Source organism: Kocuria arenosa, assembly GCF_042879215.1.
In the GTDB taxonomy this organism is placed as follows: domain Bacteria; phylum Actinomycetota; class Actinomycetes; order Actinomycetales; family Micrococcaceae; genus Kocuria; species Kocuria arenosa.
Genome location: NZ_JBHZTA010000002.1, coordinates 62,076 through 78,572 on the forward strand (window position 1 = coordinate 62,076; position 16,497 = coordinate 78,572).

Genomic DNA, 16,497 nt, shown 5'->3' on the forward strand with positions numbered 1-16,497 from the left:
ATCGCCATGACCAGTGCAGACACCATCCGCACCGCCGGCGCGGACCTCTTCGTCCGCCGGGACCCGTCGGCCGTGGACCGCCACTACACGGAGGACTTCGTCCAGCACTCGCCGCTCGCGCCGGACGGACGCGAGGGCCTCCGGCAGTTCGTGCGCAGCATGCCCGACGACTTCCGCGTGGACCTCGTCCGGGTGCTCGACGACCACGGGACGGTGGTCGCCCACTCGGCCTACGCGGGACTCGGCCCGGAGCCCCTGGTCGGCTTCGACGTGTTCCGCGTGGACGACGGGCGGATCGCCGAGCACTGGGACGCCTTCGAGCCCCTGCGCACGGACTCCGACGGCGCCCGCCCCCAGCTCGACGGCCCCGTCGAGGTCACGGACCACGAGCGGACGCAGGACAACAAGCGCATTGCCGCGGAGTGGGTCGAGTCCGCCCTCGTCGCGGGCGACCGCCACGCCGTCCAGGACCACATGAGCCCCCGGGGCTGCACCGAGCACACCGCCCGCACGCCGGACGGCCCGCAGCCCGCGTACCGGCGGCTGCGCCGGGTGGTCGGCGAGGGGAACTTCGTGCTGACCGTCGCGGAGGCCGTCACGGGCGGCGACCGCGGCGACGGAGCCGCCGGCACGGTCGCCTGCTACGACCTCTGGCGCCTCGACGACGGCCGGATCGTGGAGCACTGGGGCGTCGCCCAACCGGTGCCCGAGAGGATGGCGCACGCCAACGGCATGTTCTGAGCCGGCGGCCGGGGTCCGTCCGCGTCCCGGTTCCCGCGCCGACTAGACTGGCAGGACACCTGACACGGGGTGCCGCACGAGCGGCTGAGAACACACCCGTCGAACCTGATCTAGCCAGTACTAGCGAAGGGATGTCGCAGATGCGCGATGCCGTACCCACGTCCGCCCGCACACCAGCAGCCGCGAGGCCGGCGCCGCCGGACCCCGCCCTCGCCGAGGACGCCGCCGCGGCCCTGGAGGACCTGCGCTCCGCGGCGCCGCTCGTGCAGTGCATCACCAATGCCGTGGTCACCAACTTCACCGCCAACGTGCTGCTCGCCGTGGGCGCGTCCCCGGCGATGACCGACATCCAGGGCGAGGGCGGGGTCTTCGCGGAGCTCGCCGACGGCCTGCTCGTCAACACCGGCACGCCCACCGCCGAGCAGCGCGGCGCCGCCTACGAGGCGGTCGGGGCCCGGGGCCGCGCGGGCCGGGCGTGGGTCCTGGACCCGGTGGCGGTGGGCGCCCTGCCCGTGCGCACGGCGCTGGCCCGCGACCTGCTCGAGTTCCGGCCGGCGATCGTGCGCGGCAACTCCTCCGAGGTGATCGCCCTCGCCGGCGGCGCCGGAGGCCGCGGCACGGACGCCACCCACGGCGTCGACGCCGCCCGGGACGCCGCCGCCGCGCTCGCCGAGCGGGCCGGCTCGGCGGTGGCCGTGTCCGGGCCCGTGGACCTCGTGCGCTCCCCGGACGGCACGGTCGTCCGCGTGCCGCACGGCACGCCCCTGCTGACCCGCATCACCGGAGGCGGCTGCGCCCTGGGCGCCCTCATGGCCGCGTTCACCGCCGTGCGCGCGGATCCGGCCGCCGCGGCGGTGGCCGCCACCACGGTGTACACCCTCGCGGCCGAGGACGCGGCCGCCGACTCCGGCGGGCCCGGCTCCTTCGCCGTGGCGCTGCTGGACCGGCTGCACGCCGTCACGCCGGAGCGGATCGCCGCCCGGGCGGAGCTCGTGCGCGAGGAGGGCACCCGGTGAGCCCGCGCCTCGACCCCGCCGCCCTTGCCCTGCACCTCGTGACCGACACCGCCCTGAGCTCGCCCCGGACGGTTTCGGACGTCGTGGCGGCCGCCGTCCGCGGCGGCGCCACGATGGTCCAGGTCCGTGCGAAGGACGCCCCGGTCCGCGAGCTCGTCGCCCTCCTCACGGCCGTCGCCGAGCGCGTGGGCCGGGAGGTGCCCGTGCTCGTGGACGACCGCGCGGACGTCTACCTCGCCGCCCGCGCGGCCGGCGCCCCCGTGGCCGGGGTGCACGTCGGTCAGTCGGACCTGCCCGTGGCGCTCGCCCGGGCGATCTGCGGGCCCCATGCCGTGCTCGGCCTCAGCGCCGCCACGGCGGAGGAGCTCGACGCCGCCTCCGCCCTGCCCGCCGGGACGGTCGACTACCTGGGGGTCGGGGCGGTGCGGGCGACCCGCACGAAGCCGGACCACCCCGAGCCGCTGGGCGTCGAGGGCTTCGCCCGCGCCGCGGGCCGCACGACCCTGCCCTGCCTGGCCATCGGCGGGGTGGAGGTCGGGGACGCCGCCGCCCTGCGCGCCGCGGGCGCCGCCGGCCTGGCCGTGGTCTCCGGGATCTGCGCCGACCCCGACCCCGAGGCCGCGGCCGCCCGCTACGTGCGGGCCTTCGCCGCCGTGACCGCCGAGGAGGTGGTCCGGTGACCGCCCGCGTGCCCCGTGTCCTGGCCATCGCCGGCACCGACCCCACGGGCGGCGCCGGCCAGCACGCCGACCTCAAGTCGATCGCCGCGATGGGCGGCTACGGGATGAGCGCCGTCACCGCCGTCGTCGTCCAGAACACCGTGGGCGTGCGCTCCATCCACGTCCCGCCGGTCGAGTTCCTCTCCGCCCAGCTCGACGCGGTCGCCGAGGACGTCGAGATCGACGCCGTCAAGATCGGGATGCTCGGATCCGTGCCGGTCATCGAGGCCGTCACCCGGTGGCTCGGGACCCACCGGCCGCCGGTCGTGGTCCTGGACCCCGTCATGGTCGCGACCTCCGGGGGGCGCCTGCTGGAGCGCGAGGCCGAGGACGCCCTGCGCTCGATGCTGGGCCTCGCCGACCTGATCACCCCGAACCTGCAGGAGCTCGCCGTGCTCGCCGGGGAGGACCCGGCGCCGTCGTGGGAGGAGGCCCTCGCGCAGGGCCACCGCGTGGCCCGCGCCCACGGGACCCTGGTGCTCGTCAAGGGCGGGCACCTCGCCGGCGACCGGACGCCCGACGCCCTCGTGGGCCCGGACGCCCCGGAGCCCCTCGTGGCGTTCGACGGCGCCCGCGTGCCCACCGAGAACTCCCACGGCACCGGCTGCTCCCTCTCCTCGGCCCTGGCCACGCTCCAGGTGCGGCACGGGGACTGGTCACGGAGCCTGCGGATCGCCCGGGACTGGCTGCGCGGAGCCCTCGAGGCCTCCGGGGAGCTCTCGGTCGGCCACGGGAGCGGTCCCGTCCACCACTTCCACCACGTCCAGGACGCCCTCGAGGCCTGGGGCACGGCGCCGGAGCGGTTCAGCGACGAGCTGTGGGAGGCCTCCGCGGCCGTGCGGCGCGAGATCGAGGAGCTCGAGTTCGTCCGCCTCCTCGGCGACGGCCGGCTGGAGCCGGACCGCTTCCTCGCCTACCTCGACCAGGACCTGCAGTACCTCGACGGCTACAGCCGGGCGCTCGCCCTGCTGGCGGCCAGGGCGCCCGACGAGGAGCAACGGCTGTTCTTCGCGGCCGGCGCCGTGTCCTGCACCGAGACCGAGGCGCGGCTGCACCGGACCCGGCTGCAGCACGCGGGGGACGGCGGCGGCCGGGACGGGCTCAGCGAGGTGACCCGGCGCTACACCACGTTCCTGCTCGCGGCCACCGCGGCAGAGCCCTACCCGGTCGGTCTCGCCGCCGTGCTGCCGTGCTACTGGGTCTACGCGGACGTGGGACGCCACCTGGGCGGGCTCGCCGCGGCCGGCGGGCCCGACGAGCACCCCTACGCGGACTGGCTGGCCACCTACGCGGACGAGGGGTTCCAGGAGGCGACCCGCACGGCCCGACGGCTGCTCGACGCCGCCGCCCGCGAGGCCCCGGCTGAGGTGCGGGACCGGATGCGGGAGGTGTTCCTGGAGGCCTGCGCGCTCGAGCGGGACTTCTTCGCCGCGCCGGTGGCGGAGCGCCGGTTGGCGGGCGCTGACCGGATCGAGTAGTCTTGATCTTCGGTGCCCTGCCGGTGCGCGCGTGTAGAAACTCGACACCCCACCTGGCGGCACATGCGGGTGCAGTTCCTGAATTGCGGCGAACCTGCGCTGACCTCGGCCTAGTCCCACGGGCCGGTCACCGACAGCTCGTCTCAACGTCGTTGGTCCTGACAGGTATGCGCTCGACCCACACTGTTTACACATGACGTCGAGAGAAGTGAGTTCCCAAGTGGTGTACGCGATTGTCCGCGCTGGCGGCCGCCAGGAAAAGGTTTCCGTCGGAGACCTCGTTACCCTTGACCGCGTCGCCGGCGGAGCAGGCAGCACCATCGAGCTCCCTGCCCTGCTGCTGGTCGACGGGGACAAGATCACCTCGGATGCCCAGACCCTGGCGAGCGTCAAGGTCACGGCCGAGATCGTCGAGAACCTCCGCGGTCCCAAGATCTCCATCCAGAAGTTCAAGAACAAGACCGGCTACAAGAAGCGCCAGGGCTTCCGTGCCGAGCTGACCACCGTGAAGGTGACCGGCATCGACGCCTGACCGACCCGGTCCCCGTCCAGACTCCACCAGCCAGTAAAGACCCGAAGGTAGGCACACCTCATGGCACACAAGAAGGGCGCGAGCTCCACTCGCAACGGTCGCGACTCCAACGCGCAGTACCTCGGCGTGAAGCGCTTCGGCGGCCAGACCGTCAACGCCGGCGAGATCCTCGTCCGGCAGCGCGGCACGCACTTCCACCCCGGCCTGAACGTCGGCCGCGGTGGCGACGACACCCTGTTCGCCCTGGCCGCCGGCCAGGTCGAGTTCGGCACCCGCCGAGGCCGCAAGGTCGTCAACATCCAGGCTGCCGCAGAGTAGTCGACAGGGCCGGCCCAGCCGGCCCCGGTGCGGGTCCCGACCCGCACCACCCATGTTTGGTCTGTAGAGGGTGGGTGCGTCCAGCGCCCGCCCTCTACAGTTTTAACGTGGCCCGTCCGCGGGCCCGACCGTTCTTGAAGCAGAGGAGTTCCCCGTGGCCAGTTTCGTCGACCGCGTCGTCCTGCACGTCTCCGGCGGCTCCGGCGGGCACGGCTGCGTGTCCATCCGCCGCGAGAAGTTCAAGCCGCTCGGCGGGCCGGACGGTGGCAACGGGGGAGACGGCGGCAGCGTGATCCTGCGCGTGGACGGTCAGACCACCACGCTGCTGAACTACCACCACGCCCCCCACCAGTCCGCCCCCAACGGAGGACCGGGCAAGGGGGACCTCCGCCACGGGCACAAGGGCGAGGACCTCGTCCTGTCCGTCCCCGACGGCACCGTGGTCAAGGACCAGGAGGGCAACGTCCTGGCCGACCTCGTGGGACAGGGCTCCGAATTCGTGGCCGCCCCCGGGGGGCAGGGCGGGCTGGGCAACGCCGCGCTGGCCTCGGTCAAGCGCAAGGCCCCCGGCTTCGCGCTCCTCGGCACGCCGGGCTCGGGCCGCGACGTGGTCCTGGAGCTGAAGTCCATCGCCGACATCGCCCTGGTCGGCTACCCCTCCGCCGGCAAGTCCAGCCTCATCGCCGCGATCAGCGCCGCCCGCCCCAAGATCGCCGACTACCCGTTCACCACGCTCGTCCCGAACCTCGGCGTGGTGGAGGCCGGGGACGTGCGCTACACCGTGGCCGACGTCCCGGGCCTGATTCCCGGCGCCTCCGAGGGCAAGGGCCTGGGACTGGAGTTCCTCCGCCACGTCGAACGCTGCGCCGCGCTCGTCCACGTCCTCGACTGCGCCACCCTCGAGCCCGAACGCGACCCGGTCTCCGACCTCGAGACGATCGAGGCGGAGCTCGCCGGCTACGCCGTGGACGGCGACCTCGACGGCGGACAGGCGGTGCCCCTCAACGACCGGCCCCGCCTCGTGGTGCTGAACAAGATCGACGTTCCCGAGGCCCGGGAGCTCGCCGAGTTCGTGCGGCCCGAGCTCGAGTCCCGCGGCTACCGCGTGTTCGAGGTCTCCACCGCCTCCCACGAGGGGCTGCGGCCGCTGACCTTCGCCATGGGCGAGGTCGTGCAGGAGGCCCGGGCGGCGCGTCCCGCCCCGGCGGAGGCCCCGCGGGTCGTGCTGCGCCCCAAGGGGGTGCGCGGGCCCGAGTTCACCATCACCCGCGAGGAGCGCAACCTCGAGCCGCTGTGGCACGTGCGCGGCGAGAAGCCCGACCGCTGGATCCTGCAGACGGACTTCAACAACGAGGAGGCCGTCGGCTACCTCGCCGACCGGCTCGCGAAGCTGGGCGTCGAGACGGAGCTGTTCAAGCAGGGCGCCCGACCCGGCGACGCCGTGCTCATCGGCCCCGAGGACGACGGCGTGGTCTTCGACTGGGAGCCCACCATGGTCGGCGGCGCCGAGCTGCTGGCCGGCCCCCGCGGCACCGACCTGCGCTTCGCGGACATCGACCGTCCCACCCGCGAGCAGAAGCGCCAGCAGTACCAGGACCGCAAGGACGCCAAGGCCGCCGCCCGCGCCGAGCTCGAGGCCGAGCGCTCCGCCGGCGTGTGGACCGAGTCGGTCGACGCCCGGCGCGGCGAGGCCACGGGCGGCCCCGGCACCGACGACTGAGCGCACCCGCAGGGCGGACCACGACCGCACGCACGGGACGCCCCGCGGCCACCGCCCGACGACCGACCCGGCACACCGACCGACCCGGCACACCGACCGACCCGGCACACCGACTGACCCGACACACCGACGACGCCCACCGGACGAGGGAGACGCCCAGGATGAACGAGCAGACGAAAGCGATCGACGTCGAGCAGCTCGAGGAGGTCGCGGAGAAGTCCGCGGTCCAGCTCAGCAGCGAGAACCGCGGCAAGAACCGGCGCAGCCCCATCGAGCGCCGGGAGGACATCCCGCGCGCCCACCGCGTCGTGGTCAAGGTCGGCTCGTCCTCGCTGACGTCCATCGAGAGCTCGATCGACGAGCAGGCCGTGCGGATGATCGTGGACGCCCTGGGCGAGACGAAGGCGCGCGGCATCGAGATCGTGTTCGTCTCCTCGGGAGCCATCACGGCCGGCCTGGCGCCCCTGGGGCTGTCCCGGCGGCCCAAGAACCTGGCCGGCAAGCAGGCGGCCGCCGCCGTGGGCCAGGGGCTGCTCATGGGCCGCTACATCGAGTCCTTCGCCCGCTACGGCGTCACCGTGGGCCAGGTGCTGGTCACCGCGGAGGACCTGATGCGGCGCAGCAGCTACAAGAACACCCACCGCCAGATCGAGCGGCTCCTGGACTTCGGCGTGCTGCCCATCGTCAACGAGAACGACGCCGTGTCCAGCCAGGAGATCAAGTTCGGCGACAACGACCGGATCGCCGCCCTGATCGCCCACCTCATCAAGGCCGACGTCCTGCTGCTGCTCTCCGACGTCGACGCCCTCTACACCATGGACCCCCGCAAGGGCGGGGAGCGGATCCCGGTGGTCAACGACCCCATCAAGGACCTCGAGGGCGTGCAGATCGGGTCTGTCGGCCGCGCCGGCGTCGGCTCCGGCGGCATGGTCACCAAGGTCCAGGCCGCCCGGATCGCCGCGGCCTCGGGCATCCCCGCGCTCGTCACCTCGGCGCAGAACATCACCCGCGCCCTGGACGGCGAGGACGTCGGCACCTGGTTCGCGACCTCCGGCGGGCGGCGCAACGTGCGGCTGCTGTGGCTGGCCCACCTCGCGGACATCAAGGGCTCCCTGACCCTGGACCCGGGCGCCGTCGAGGCGATCCGCGACCGCAACTCCCTGCTGGCCGCCGGGGTCACCGGCGTGTCCGGCACCTTCGAGGCGGGGGAGCCCGTCTCGCTGCGGGACGAGGAGGGCAGGGAGATCGCGCACGGGCTGAGCAACTACTCCTCGGACGAGATCCCGCCGATGCTCGGCAAGTCCACCTCCGTGCTCGCGGAGGAGCTCGGGGACGACTACAGCCGGGAGCTCGTGCACGTGGACAACCTCGTGGTTCTGCGCGCCCGCGGCGCACGGACTAAACTGAAGACATGACTTCCGCCGCACACGATTCCGTGACCACCGACGAAGCCACCCGCCCGACCGGCAAGGCGGTCGTGTCCGACCACGGCATTGTCGCCACCTTCGGGGAGGACCCCGTCGCCGGTGTCGCCGCGATGGCCGACGACGCCCGGGACGCCGCCCGGGTGCTCGGCCGCGCCACCCGGGCCTGGAAGGACCGCGCGCTGCTCGCCATCGCCGACCGCATCGAGCGCAAGCAGGACGTGGTGCTCGCCGCGAACGCCAAGGACCTCGAGCGCGGCCGCGTGAACGGGACTTCCACGGCCCTCCTGGACCGGCTCAAGCTGGACACCGAGCGGATCACCGGCCTGGCCGAGAGCCTGCGCGAGCTGGCCGCCCTGCCCGACCCCGTGGGCGGCTTCGTCCGCGGCAGCACCCTGCCCAACGGCCTGCGGATGCGCCAGGTGCGCGTGCCGATGGGCGTGGTCGGAGCCATCTACGAGGCCCGCCCGAACGTGACCGTGGACATCGCCGGCATCGCCCTGAAGTCCGGCAACGCGGTGCTGCTGCGCGGCGGCTCGGCCGCGGAGGAGAGCAACCGTGCCCTGGTGGGCATCATCCGGGACTCCCTCGCCGACGTGAAGCTGCCCGTGGACTCCGTCCAGAGCGTCGACGAGTACGGCCGCGAGGGCGCCAACGCGCTGATGGCGGCCCGCGGAAAGGTCGACGTCCTCATCCCGCGCGGCGGGCACGGGCTGATCCAGTCCGTCGTCCAGAACGCCAAGGTCCCCGTCATCGAGACCGGTGAGGGCAACGTCCACCTGTTCGTCGACCACTCGGCGTCGAAGGACATGGCCGTGAAGGTGGTCGTCAACTCCAAGACCCACCGCACGAGCACGTGCAACACCACGGAGACCCTCCTGATGCACAGCGGGTTCGAGCACGGGGCCGCCGTGCTGGCGGCCCTCGACCGGGCCGGCGTCACGCTGCACGTGGACGACCGGGCCGAGACCATGCTGCCGGCCGGCAGCCACCACCTGCGCGCCACCGACGAGGACTGGGGCACCGAGTACCTGTCCATGGACCTCGCCGTGAAGGTGGTGGACTCCCTGGACGAGGCGCTCCAGCACATCGACCGGTGGTCCACGCGGCACACGGAGGCGATCGTGACCAACGACCTCGCGGCCGCCGAGCGGTTCGTCGCCGAGATCGACGCCGCCGCGGTCATGGTCAACGCCTCCACCCGCTTCACCGACGGCGGCCAGCTGGGCCTCGGCGCCGAGATCGGCATCTCCACCCAGAAGATGCACGCACGCGGACCCATGGGCCTGGAGGAGCTGACCACCACGAAGTGGATCGTCCAGGGCGACGGGCACGTCCGCTCCTGAGCCCCGGACGCGGCGGGCGCGCCGCGGATTCAGTACGATGAGAGCCGTCCGGGCCCACCGGCCGAGGCGGCACGGGCCGCTCACCGACCACCCGCCGCGACGCCGGCGCCAGAAGGGATCCCCATGTTCCAGCAGACCGTCACCACCGTCCTCGCCGCCGCCGAAGGCGGGCACGCCGCCGCCGAGGCCGGAGTTCCCCCCGAGGTCTGGGGCATCTCCGTGTTCGTCGTGCTCATCGGACTCATGGTGGTGACGCTCTCCTTCGCCAACCGCGGGCTCAGCCCGGAGGTCGGCCAGCACCAGGATCCCGCCGACCTGCCCGCGGACGAGCGGGCCATGCTCGACGAGTACGCCGCCAAGCGCCACGGCTGAGCCGGGGAACCCCACCGTCGTGACGACCGCTTCGCAGGACACCGCCGCCCGCACCCGGGACCTGCCCCTCACGGGCACGGCCGTCCCGCCCCGGACGCCGGGCCGCACCCGGCTCGGCGTCATGGGCGGGACGTTCGACCCCATCCACCACGGCCACCTCGTGGCCGCGTCCGAGGTGGCGGGGGAGTTCGACCTCGACGAGGTCGTGTTCGTCCCCACCGGGCGACCCTGGCAGAAGGCCGCCGGGGCGGTGAGCCCCGCGGAGCACCGCTACCTCATGACGGTGATCGCCACGGCCTCCAACCCGCGGTTCACGGTCAGCCGGGTGGACATCGAGCGCGACGGTCCCACGTTCACGGTCGACACCCTGCGCGATCTCAAGCGCCAGCGCCCGGAGGCCGACCTGTTCTTCATCACGGGCGCGGACGTCATGGGGGAGATCCTGACCTGGAAGGGCGCCGAGGAGCTCTGGCAGCTCGCCCACTTCGTCGGCGTCACCCGGCCGGGCCACGACCTCGCCGCACCCGTGGGGTCCAGCGGCGTGAACCTGCTCGAGGTGCCCGCGATGGCGATCTCGTCCACGGACTGCCGCACCCGGGTGGCCGAGCACAAGCCCGTCTGGTACCTCGTGCCCGACGGCGTGGTCCAGTACATCAACAAGTACGGCCTCTACCTCGGCCCCGGGGACGCGACGACGCCGGACCACGTCGGCGCCCGCGGTGTCTCGGCGAAGGCGCCCTGATGGCCGGCGAGGACGACATGCGGGACGGCGCCGCACAGGACGACCGGACCCCGGCGCCGCCGCCGGTGCCCGCCGGGCCCGCCCCCATCATCGACCTCGGCGGTGACGCCGTGCCGGTCCGACCCGTCAAGCCCCTCGGGCCCCGGCGGCTGGCCCGCCTGCAGCGTGAACTGGCGGAGCGGTCCCGCGAGCTCGAGGAGGCCAGCGGCAGCCCCGCGGACCTGGAGCTGCTCGAGAAGCAGCGCCGGTTCGCGGAGCTCGCCGCCCAGGCCGGGGCCGCGCAGGCCGAACCCGGCACCGGCACCGCCGTCCAGGAGCCGGTCGTCCCGGAGACCGCGGCGCCAGGTTCCGCACCGTCCTCCTCCGCTCCGCCCTCCTCCGCACCGGGTCCCTCGGCGCCGCCGGAGGACCAGCAGGAGCCGCTCGAGCAGATCACCGTCGTGTTCCCCGACGGCGGCGGTCCGGGCGGGCCGGACGGGCACGTGTCCCACGACCCCGTGCACGTCGACCCGGCCCTGTTCAGCAACCGGCTCGCGCCGGAGGACCTGGCCGCGCTCACGCACATCGAGATCGTCACGCCCGCGGACGCCGAGCACCACGGCTCCCACGCCTCCACGTCGCCCGCCCCGGTTGCCGGCCACGAGGAGCCGGGGCACGCCGACGACCCACCGGCGGCTCCGCCCGAACCGGCCCCGGAGCCCGCGGGGTCGTGGACCGACGACGCGCCGCCGGCCGCGCCCGTGCCGGCCAGCACCGCCGAGGGGCTCGAGCTGCTCGAGCCGCGGGAGTACCGGCGCCGCGCAAGCAGCGCCTGGTGGGTCCTGCTGCTGCTGGCGGTGCTCGCGGCCCTCGCCGTCGTGCTCGTGCTCTTCGTGCTCTGAGCGCACCACCTGCTGTCCCGCACCACACATACCTGCACCACTCGTCCACTTCCATCCGTCCCCAGGGGACGGAACCTCCGGTTCGCCGGGAAAGGATCCTCCTTGACTGTCAACGATCTCTCCCTGTCCATCCTCCAGGTCGCAGCCGCCGCGGCCGACGCCAAGCAGGCCCACGACATCGTGGCCCTCGACGTGAGCGAGGCCCTGGGCATCACCGACGCCTTCCTCGTCGCCTCCGCCTCCAACGAGCGGCTCGTCAACGCCGTGGTCGACGAGATCGAGGAGAAGCTGGTCGAGCAGCTCGAGCTGCGCCCGATCCGCCGCGAGGGCCGTTCCGAGGGACGATGGGTGCTCCTGGACTACGGCGACGTGGTGATCCACGTCCAGCACGACGAGGACCGGGCGTTCTACGCCCTCGAGCGGCTGTGGCGGGACAGTCCCGTGGTGGACCTCGGTCCGGTCACGGGCCAGGCCGCTCCGGCGCCCGCCGCCGACGATTTGCCTGGAGCCTGACCGGCTGCCTACTATGAATGCGTTGCCCAGCGAGGTGCTGGATCAACCGGAAAAGGGTGCCGAGAGGGACTCCTTCAAGGTTGTGATAGTGTCTCCGAGGTAACGACCTGGGGCTGTGGCGCAGCTGGTAGCGCATTTGCATGGCATGCAAAGGGTCAGGGGTTCGAGTCCCCTCAGCTCCACCAGGACGAAAGAGCCCGTTCCGCATCGCGCGGAACGGGCTCTTTCGCTTTTCGTTTTCTCAGCTGCATTCTCTTCCGCTCGTTGACGCGTCCTGTTAGCGTCAGCACAACCGGCGGCCTTATCCCGTGACCTGGCTCACAGTGAGCCCAGGGCCACAGCGTGACGAGTTCCGTCGGAGACGAGGGCGTCGGTGGTGGAAACCTGCTGCGGACGCCCGTGACGGACATCCACCACGGAAGAGGTCATGATGGCAGGGAACAGAGCGGTTGCCTACAAGGGTCCCGGCAAGGTCGAGGTCATCGACACCGAGTACCCGGAGTTCGATCTCAAGGACGCGCCGGGGATCAACCCGGCCAACATCGGCCGGAAGGTCCCGCACGGAGTCATCCTCCGGACCGTGGCCACCAACATCTGCGGTTCGGACCAGCACATGGTCCGCGGGCGCACCACCGCCCCGACGGACCTGGTCCTCGGTCACGAGATCACGGGCGAGGTCATCGAGTGCGGGCCGGACGTCGAGTTCGTCCAGGTCGGGGACATCGTCTCCGTCCCGTTCAACATCTCCTGCGGCCGGTGCCGCAACTGCAAGGAGCGCAAGACCGGCATCTGCCTCAACGTCAACCCGGACCGGCCGGGCTCCGCCTACGGCTACGTGGACATGGGCGGCTGGGTCGGCGGCCAGGCCGAGTACGTGCTGGTGCCCTACGCGGACTGGAACCTGCTGAAGTTCCCGGACCGGGACCAGGCCCTGGAGAAGATCATGGACCTGACCATGCTCTCCGACATCCTGCCCACCGGCTACCACGGCGTGGTCACGGCAGGAGTGGGCGTGGGGTCGACGGTCTACATCGCCGGTGCCGGACCGGTGGGCCTGGCCGCGGCGGCCTCGGCGCACCTGCTGGGGGCCGCGGTGGTGATCGTGGGGGACATGAACGAGCAGCGCCTGGCCCAGGCCCGCAGCTTCGGCTGCGAGACCGTGGACGTCTCCCAGGGCGCCCCCGCCGACCAGATCGAGCAGATCCTGGGGGTCCCGGAGGTCGACTGCGGCGTGGACGCCGTCGGCTTCGAGGCCCGCGGGCACGGCAAGGACGCTTCGCACGAGGCCCCGGCCACCGTGCTCAACTCCCTGATGGACATCACCGCCGCCGGCGGGGCGCTGGGCATCCCGGGCCTGTACGTCACCGGTGACCCCGGAGCCGTGGACGAGGCAGCGAAGAAGGGTTCCCTGTCGATCAGCCTCGGCACCGGATGGGCGAAGTCGCTGTCCTTCACCACCGGGCAGTGCCCGGTGATGAAGTACAACCGGCAGCTGATGATGGCGATCCTGCACGACAAGATCCACATCGCCAAGGCCGTCAACGCCAAGGCCATCCCCCTGGAGGAGGCGCCGCAGGGCTACGCCGAGTTCGACGCCGGGGCCGCCACCAAGTACGTGCTCAACCCCAACGGCTACATCAAGAACTGACGCCGGGGCCGCCATCGGGCACGTGCTCGACCGCGGCGGCCGGGTCGAGAACCAGCCCGCGGGACGGAGGGCGCCCGCGGGGCGAGGCGGATCGGATGCCCGGTCCGCTCCGCCCCGCGGGCGCCGCCGCATCCTGGGTGCGCGCTGTGGAACACTGGGCGCATGGCCAAGAAAACCAGCAGCTCGGAGCTGAAGCAGACCGTCGACCAGGTCACCGAGGAAGCCATCAACGTGGGCTACCGCCTCGAGCAGCGGCTCCACCGGTTCCGGCAGCGGCGCGCCGAGGCCCGCGGTGACATCCCCGTCATGGTGGCCTTCGAGGGGTACGGCTCCCAGCACCACGTGCGGGTCCTGGGCCGGGCCCTGCTGAAGACCCGGGGACTCATCGAGTCCACCGACGAGAGCGCCGAGTCCATCCGCGGCTGGCGCTCGTTCACCGCCGTGCCCATCGCCTTCGCGCACATCAACGTCTGGATCGACGAGTTCGAGTTCCACCTGGTGGCCGACAAGGGCGGCGTGGTCGACGTCGACCTCCAGGTGTCCCTGGCCCCGGGCGAGCACACCGTGTGGATGCAGACGGAGGGCTCCGAGACGGTCGAGGCCCGCGTGTTCGTCGTGGCCGACGAGCAGCGGATCGGGGTGGTCTCCGACGTCGACGACACCGTCATGGTCACGGCCCTGCCCCGGCCCATGCTGGCGGCCTGGAACTCCTTCGTGCTCAACGAGCACGCCCGCACACCCACCCCGGGAATGGCGGTCATGATGGACCGGCTGCTGCACCGCCACCACGAGGCGCCGTTCCTCTACCTCTCCACGGGGGCGTGGAACGTGGCGCCCACCCTGCGCCGCTTCCTCACGCGCAACGCCTATCCGGCCGGGGCGCTGCTGCTCACCGACTGGGGGCCCACCACGGACCGGTGGTTCCGGGCCGGGGCGGCGCACAAGGTGCAGAACCTCGAGCGGCTGGCCCGCAACTTCCCCCACGTGCGGTGGATCCTCATCGGCGACGACGGCCAGCACGACCCCGAGATCTACAGCGGCTTCGTGCACCGCTATCCCGAGCACGTGGCCGCCATCGTGATCCGCAACCTGTCCCCGGCGGAGGCCGTGCTGGCCGGCACCCCGCTGGTCAACGAGGAACGGCGGGTGACCATCCCCGAGGGCACCCTGTGGATCGAGGGCAACGACGGCGCATCGATCTCCCGGCAGCTCGCGGAGCACGGCCTGCTCTGACCGACGGCCGGCCCGGGACGGCCGTGCCTCCCGGCTATCTGTGCTGTTCCGGCTCCCGGTGCTGCCCTGGCCGTCCTCGTCGCCCTTGACTGTTGGGGCAGCCCTGACCGGGCGTGCCGCCCCGGCGGTCTGTGGCGTCCGAGCCGGGCCCTACCCTGGAGCCATGACCAGCACCCGCAGCACCACCTCCGCCCCTGCACCGGCAGACGTCTCGGCGGGCTTCCCCGCCGTCGACGCCGCCGTCGACCGCGCCCGGGCGGCCTTCGTCCCCGACGTCGACCTCGCGACCCGGCTGGACCGGCTGCACCGGCTCGAGGACCTCGTGCGGGAGAACCGGGCCGGGCTCGAGGAGGCGCTGGCCGCCGACCTCGGCAAGCCCCCGGCGGAGGCGTGGCTGACCGAGCTCGGCTTCACCCTCGAGGAGATCGCCGGGATCCGCAAGGAGCTCGGCCGCTGGATGACCCCGACCCGGGTTCCCGTCCCGTTGAGCCTCGCCCCGGCACGCTCCCACGTGGAGCACCAGCCGCTCGGGACCGTGCTCGTGATGGCGCCGTGGAACTACCCCGTCCAGCTCGTCCTGAGCCCCCTGGCGGGAGCGCTCGCGGCCGGCAACACCGTCGTCGTCAAGCCCTCCGAGGTCTCCGCAACCGTCTCCGGGGTGCTGGCCGAGCTGCTCGAGCGCTACCTCGGGGACTGCGTGAGCGTGGTCGAGGGCGGCGTCCCGGAGACCACGCGGCTGCTCGAGCACCGCTTCGACCACGTCTTCTACACCGGCAACGGGTCGGTGGCCCGGATCGTGATGGCAGCCGCCGCCCGGCACCTGACCCCGGTGACCCTCGAGCTGGGCGGGAAGTCGCCGGTCTGGGTGGACGGCTCGACCGACCTGCGGACCGCCGCCCGGCGGATCGTGTGGGGGAAGTTCCTCAACGCCGGCCAGACCTGCGTGGCCCCGGACCACGTGCTCGGCACCCCCGAGACGCTCGCCGCCCTCGAGCCGGAGCTGGTGCGGGCGGTGGAGGAGCACTACGGCGAGGACCCGTCCTGCAGCGACTCCTACGGGCGGATCGTCACCGGGCGCCACCTCGACCGGCTGACCGGGCTCCTGGACCGGGTCCCCGCCCACGACATCGTCTGCGGCGGGACGGCAGGGCCGGGGGAGCGCTACCTCGCGCCCACGGTGGTGCGCTCCGCCCCGGACGGCCCGCTCATGGAGGAGGAGCTCTTCGGGCCCGTGCTGCCCCTGGTGCCGGTCGCCTCCGCCGAGCACGCCGTCGAGCTGATCACCGCCCGGGACAAGCCGCTGGCCCTCTACGTGTTCACCGAGGAGCGGTCGGTCAAGGATCTGTTCCGCCGACGCACGTCCTCCGGCGGACTGTCCTTCAACGCCCCGCTGCTGCACCTCACCAGCCCCGCGCTGCCGTTCGGCGGGGTGGGGGAGAGCGGCACCGGCGCCTACCACGGGAAGTTCTCGTTCACGACGTTCTCCCACGCGCGCGCGGTCCTGGACAAGCCGCTCGCCCCTGACACGCTGCGGGTCGTCTACCCGCCCTACCGGGGCCTGCGGGCCCGGCTCGCCGCCGCGGCGGTCGGGCTGCGCCGGCCCCGCCGCCGGAGCCGACACGCCGTGTCCGAAAATTAATCCTGTCCACCGGCCGGGGACCCCGCGGTGCGCACAGCCTGTGCACAACGGGACCCCGGCGCCGGAATTCCGCGACCCCCTGCGGAAGCCCCTGTGGATGGCCAGCGGTCGTTCTGGGGATAGCGAGAAAGGAGCTGTGGACAACCCCCACCACTGCATCTAGGGGTCGCTTCCC

16 protein-coding genes, 1 tRNA gene and 1 riboswitch are annotated in these 16,497 nt (G+C 72.8%); all 17 genes read left to right on the plus strand.

Annotated features, from left to right (window positions below):
* The first annotated feature begins 6 nt into the window (after positions 1 to 6).
* The 17 genes from ACFYE3_RS03680 to ACFYE3_RS03760 all read left to right on the plus strand — a co-directional run bounded on the left by ACFYE3_RS03680 (position 7) and on the right by ACFYE3_RS03760 (position 16,322).
* Entirely contained in the window at positions 7 to 741 is a 735-nt protein-coding gene (locus ACFYE3_RS03680) for a nuclear transport factor 2 family protein (protein WP_387606130.1), read from the plus strand.
* Positions 742 to 796: 55 nt separating this feature from the next.
* A riboswitch (TPP riboswitch) is annotated at positions 797 to 890 on the plus strand.
* The gene (gene thiM / locus ACFYE3_RS03685) at positions 882 to 1,757 is read left to right on the plus strand and encodes a hydroxyethylthiazole kinase (RefSeq protein ID WP_387606132.1); all 876 of its coding nucleotides are present in this window, start codon (positions 882 to 884) and stop codon (positions 1,755 to 1,757) included. Its footprint overlaps the riboswitch before it by 9 nt.
* Positions 1,754 to 2,437 (plus strand): thiamine phosphate synthase, encoded by a 684-nt coding sequence (gene thiE, locus ACFYE3_RS03690; RefSeq protein WP_387606134.1) that lies wholly within the window; start codon positions 1,754 to 1,756, stop codon positions 2,435 to 2,437. The genes thiM and thiE overlap by 4 nt, the downstream gene beginning before the upstream one ends.
* Positions 2,434 to 3,954: a bifunctional hydroxymethylpyrimidine kinase/phosphomethylpyrimidine kinase gene (locus ACFYE3_RS03695; protein ID WP_387606136.1), complete on the plus strand. Its 1,521-nt coding sequence runs from the start codon at positions 2,434 to 2,436 to the stop codon at positions 3,952 to 3,954. Before thiE ends, ACFYE3_RS03695 begins: the two co-directional genes overlap by 4 nt.
* 220 nt (positions 3,955 to 4,174) lie before the next feature.
* Positions 4,175 to 4,486 (plus strand): 50S ribosomal protein L21, encoded by a 312-nt coding sequence (gene rplU / locus ACFYE3_RS03700; protein WP_017834600.1) that lies wholly within the window; start codon positions 4,175 to 4,177, stop codon positions 4,484 to 4,486.
* Between the two features lie 60 nt (positions 4,487 to 4,546).
* Entirely contained in the window at positions 4,547 to 4,804 is a 258-nt protein-coding gene (rpmA, locus tag ACFYE3_RS03705) for a 50S ribosomal protein L27 (RefSeq protein WP_017834601.1), read from the plus strand.
* Positions 4,805 to 4,958: 154 nt separating this feature from the next.
* Positions 4,959 to 6,524, plus strand: a complete 1,566-nt coding sequence (obgE, locus tag ACFYE3_RS03710; protein WP_387606140.1) for a GTPase ObgE — start codon at positions 4,959 to 4,961, stop codon at positions 6,522 to 6,524.
* Positions 6,525 to 6,685: 161 nt separating this feature from the next.
* The gene (gene proB / locus ACFYE3_RS03715; RefSeq protein WP_387606141.1) at positions 6,686 to 7,939 is read left to right on the plus strand and encodes a glutamate 5-kinase; all 1,254 of its coding nucleotides are present in this window, start codon (positions 6,686 to 6,688) and stop codon (positions 7,937 to 7,939) included.
* Complete coding sequence (locus tag ACFYE3_RS03720; RefSeq protein ID WP_387606143.1) at positions 7,936 to 9,294, plus strand: glutamate-5-semialdehyde dehydrogenase; 1,359 nt, start codon at positions 7,936 to 7,938, stop codon at positions 9,292 to 9,294. Before proB ends, ACFYE3_RS03720 begins: the two co-directional genes overlap by 4 nt.
* A 123-nt stretch (positions 9,295 to 9,417) precedes the next feature.
* The gene (locus tag ACFYE3_RS03725; RefSeq protein WP_368819966.1) at positions 9,418 to 9,666 is read left to right on the plus strand and encodes a hypothetical protein; all 249 of its coding nucleotides are present in this window, start codon (positions 9,418 to 9,420) and stop codon (positions 9,664 to 9,666) included.
* Between the two features lie 61 nt (positions 9,667 to 9,727).
* Positions 9,728 to 10,408: a nicotinate-nucleotide adenylyltransferase gene (gene nadD / locus ACFYE3_RS03730; protein ID WP_387606982.1), complete on the plus strand. Its 681-nt coding sequence runs from the start codon at positions 9,728 to 9,730 to the stop codon at positions 10,406 to 10,408.
* Positions 10,408 to 11,289 carry a hypothetical protein gene (locus ACFYE3_RS03735; RefSeq protein ID WP_387606146.1) on the plus strand — a complete coding sequence of 294 codons (882 nt, stop codon included), beginning with the start codon at positions 10,408 to 10,410 and terminating at the stop codon, positions 11,287 to 11,289. The genes nadD and ACFYE3_RS03735 overlap by 1 nt, the downstream gene beginning before the upstream one ends.
* A gap of 102 nt (positions 11,290 to 11,391) precedes the next feature.
* Positions 11,392 to 11,802: a ribosome silencing factor gene (gene rsfS, locus ACFYE3_RS03740; RefSeq protein ID WP_387606148.1), complete on the plus strand. Its 411-nt coding sequence runs from the start codon at positions 11,392 to 11,394 to the stop codon at positions 11,800 to 11,802.
* A 109-nt stretch (positions 11,803 to 11,911) separates the two neighbouring features.
* Positions 11,912 to 11,987, plus strand: a tRNA-Ala gene (locus ACFYE3_RS03745).
* Positions 11,988 to 12,232: 245 nt separating this feature from the next.
* Positions 12,233 to 13,450, plus strand: coding sequence for a formaldehyde dehydrogenase, glutathione-independent (fdhA, locus tag ACFYE3_RS03750; RefSeq protein WP_387606984.1), 1,218 nt, complete (start codon positions 12,233 to 12,235; stop codon positions 13,448 to 13,450).
* 162 nt (positions 13,451 to 13,612) lie between these two features.
* Positions 13,613 to 14,683: an App1 family protein gene (locus ACFYE3_RS03755; RefSeq protein ID WP_368831319.1), complete on the plus strand. Its 1,071-nt coding sequence runs from the start codon at positions 13,613 to 13,615 to the stop codon at positions 14,681 to 14,683.
* 163 nt (positions 14,684 to 14,846) lie between these two features.
* Positions 14,847 to 16,322, plus strand: coding sequence for an aldehyde dehydrogenase family protein (locus tag ACFYE3_RS03760; protein ID WP_387606151.1), 1,476 nt, complete (start codon positions 14,847 to 14,849; stop codon positions 16,320 to 16,322).
* The last annotated feature ends 175 nt before the right edge of the window (positions 16,323 to 16,497 follow it).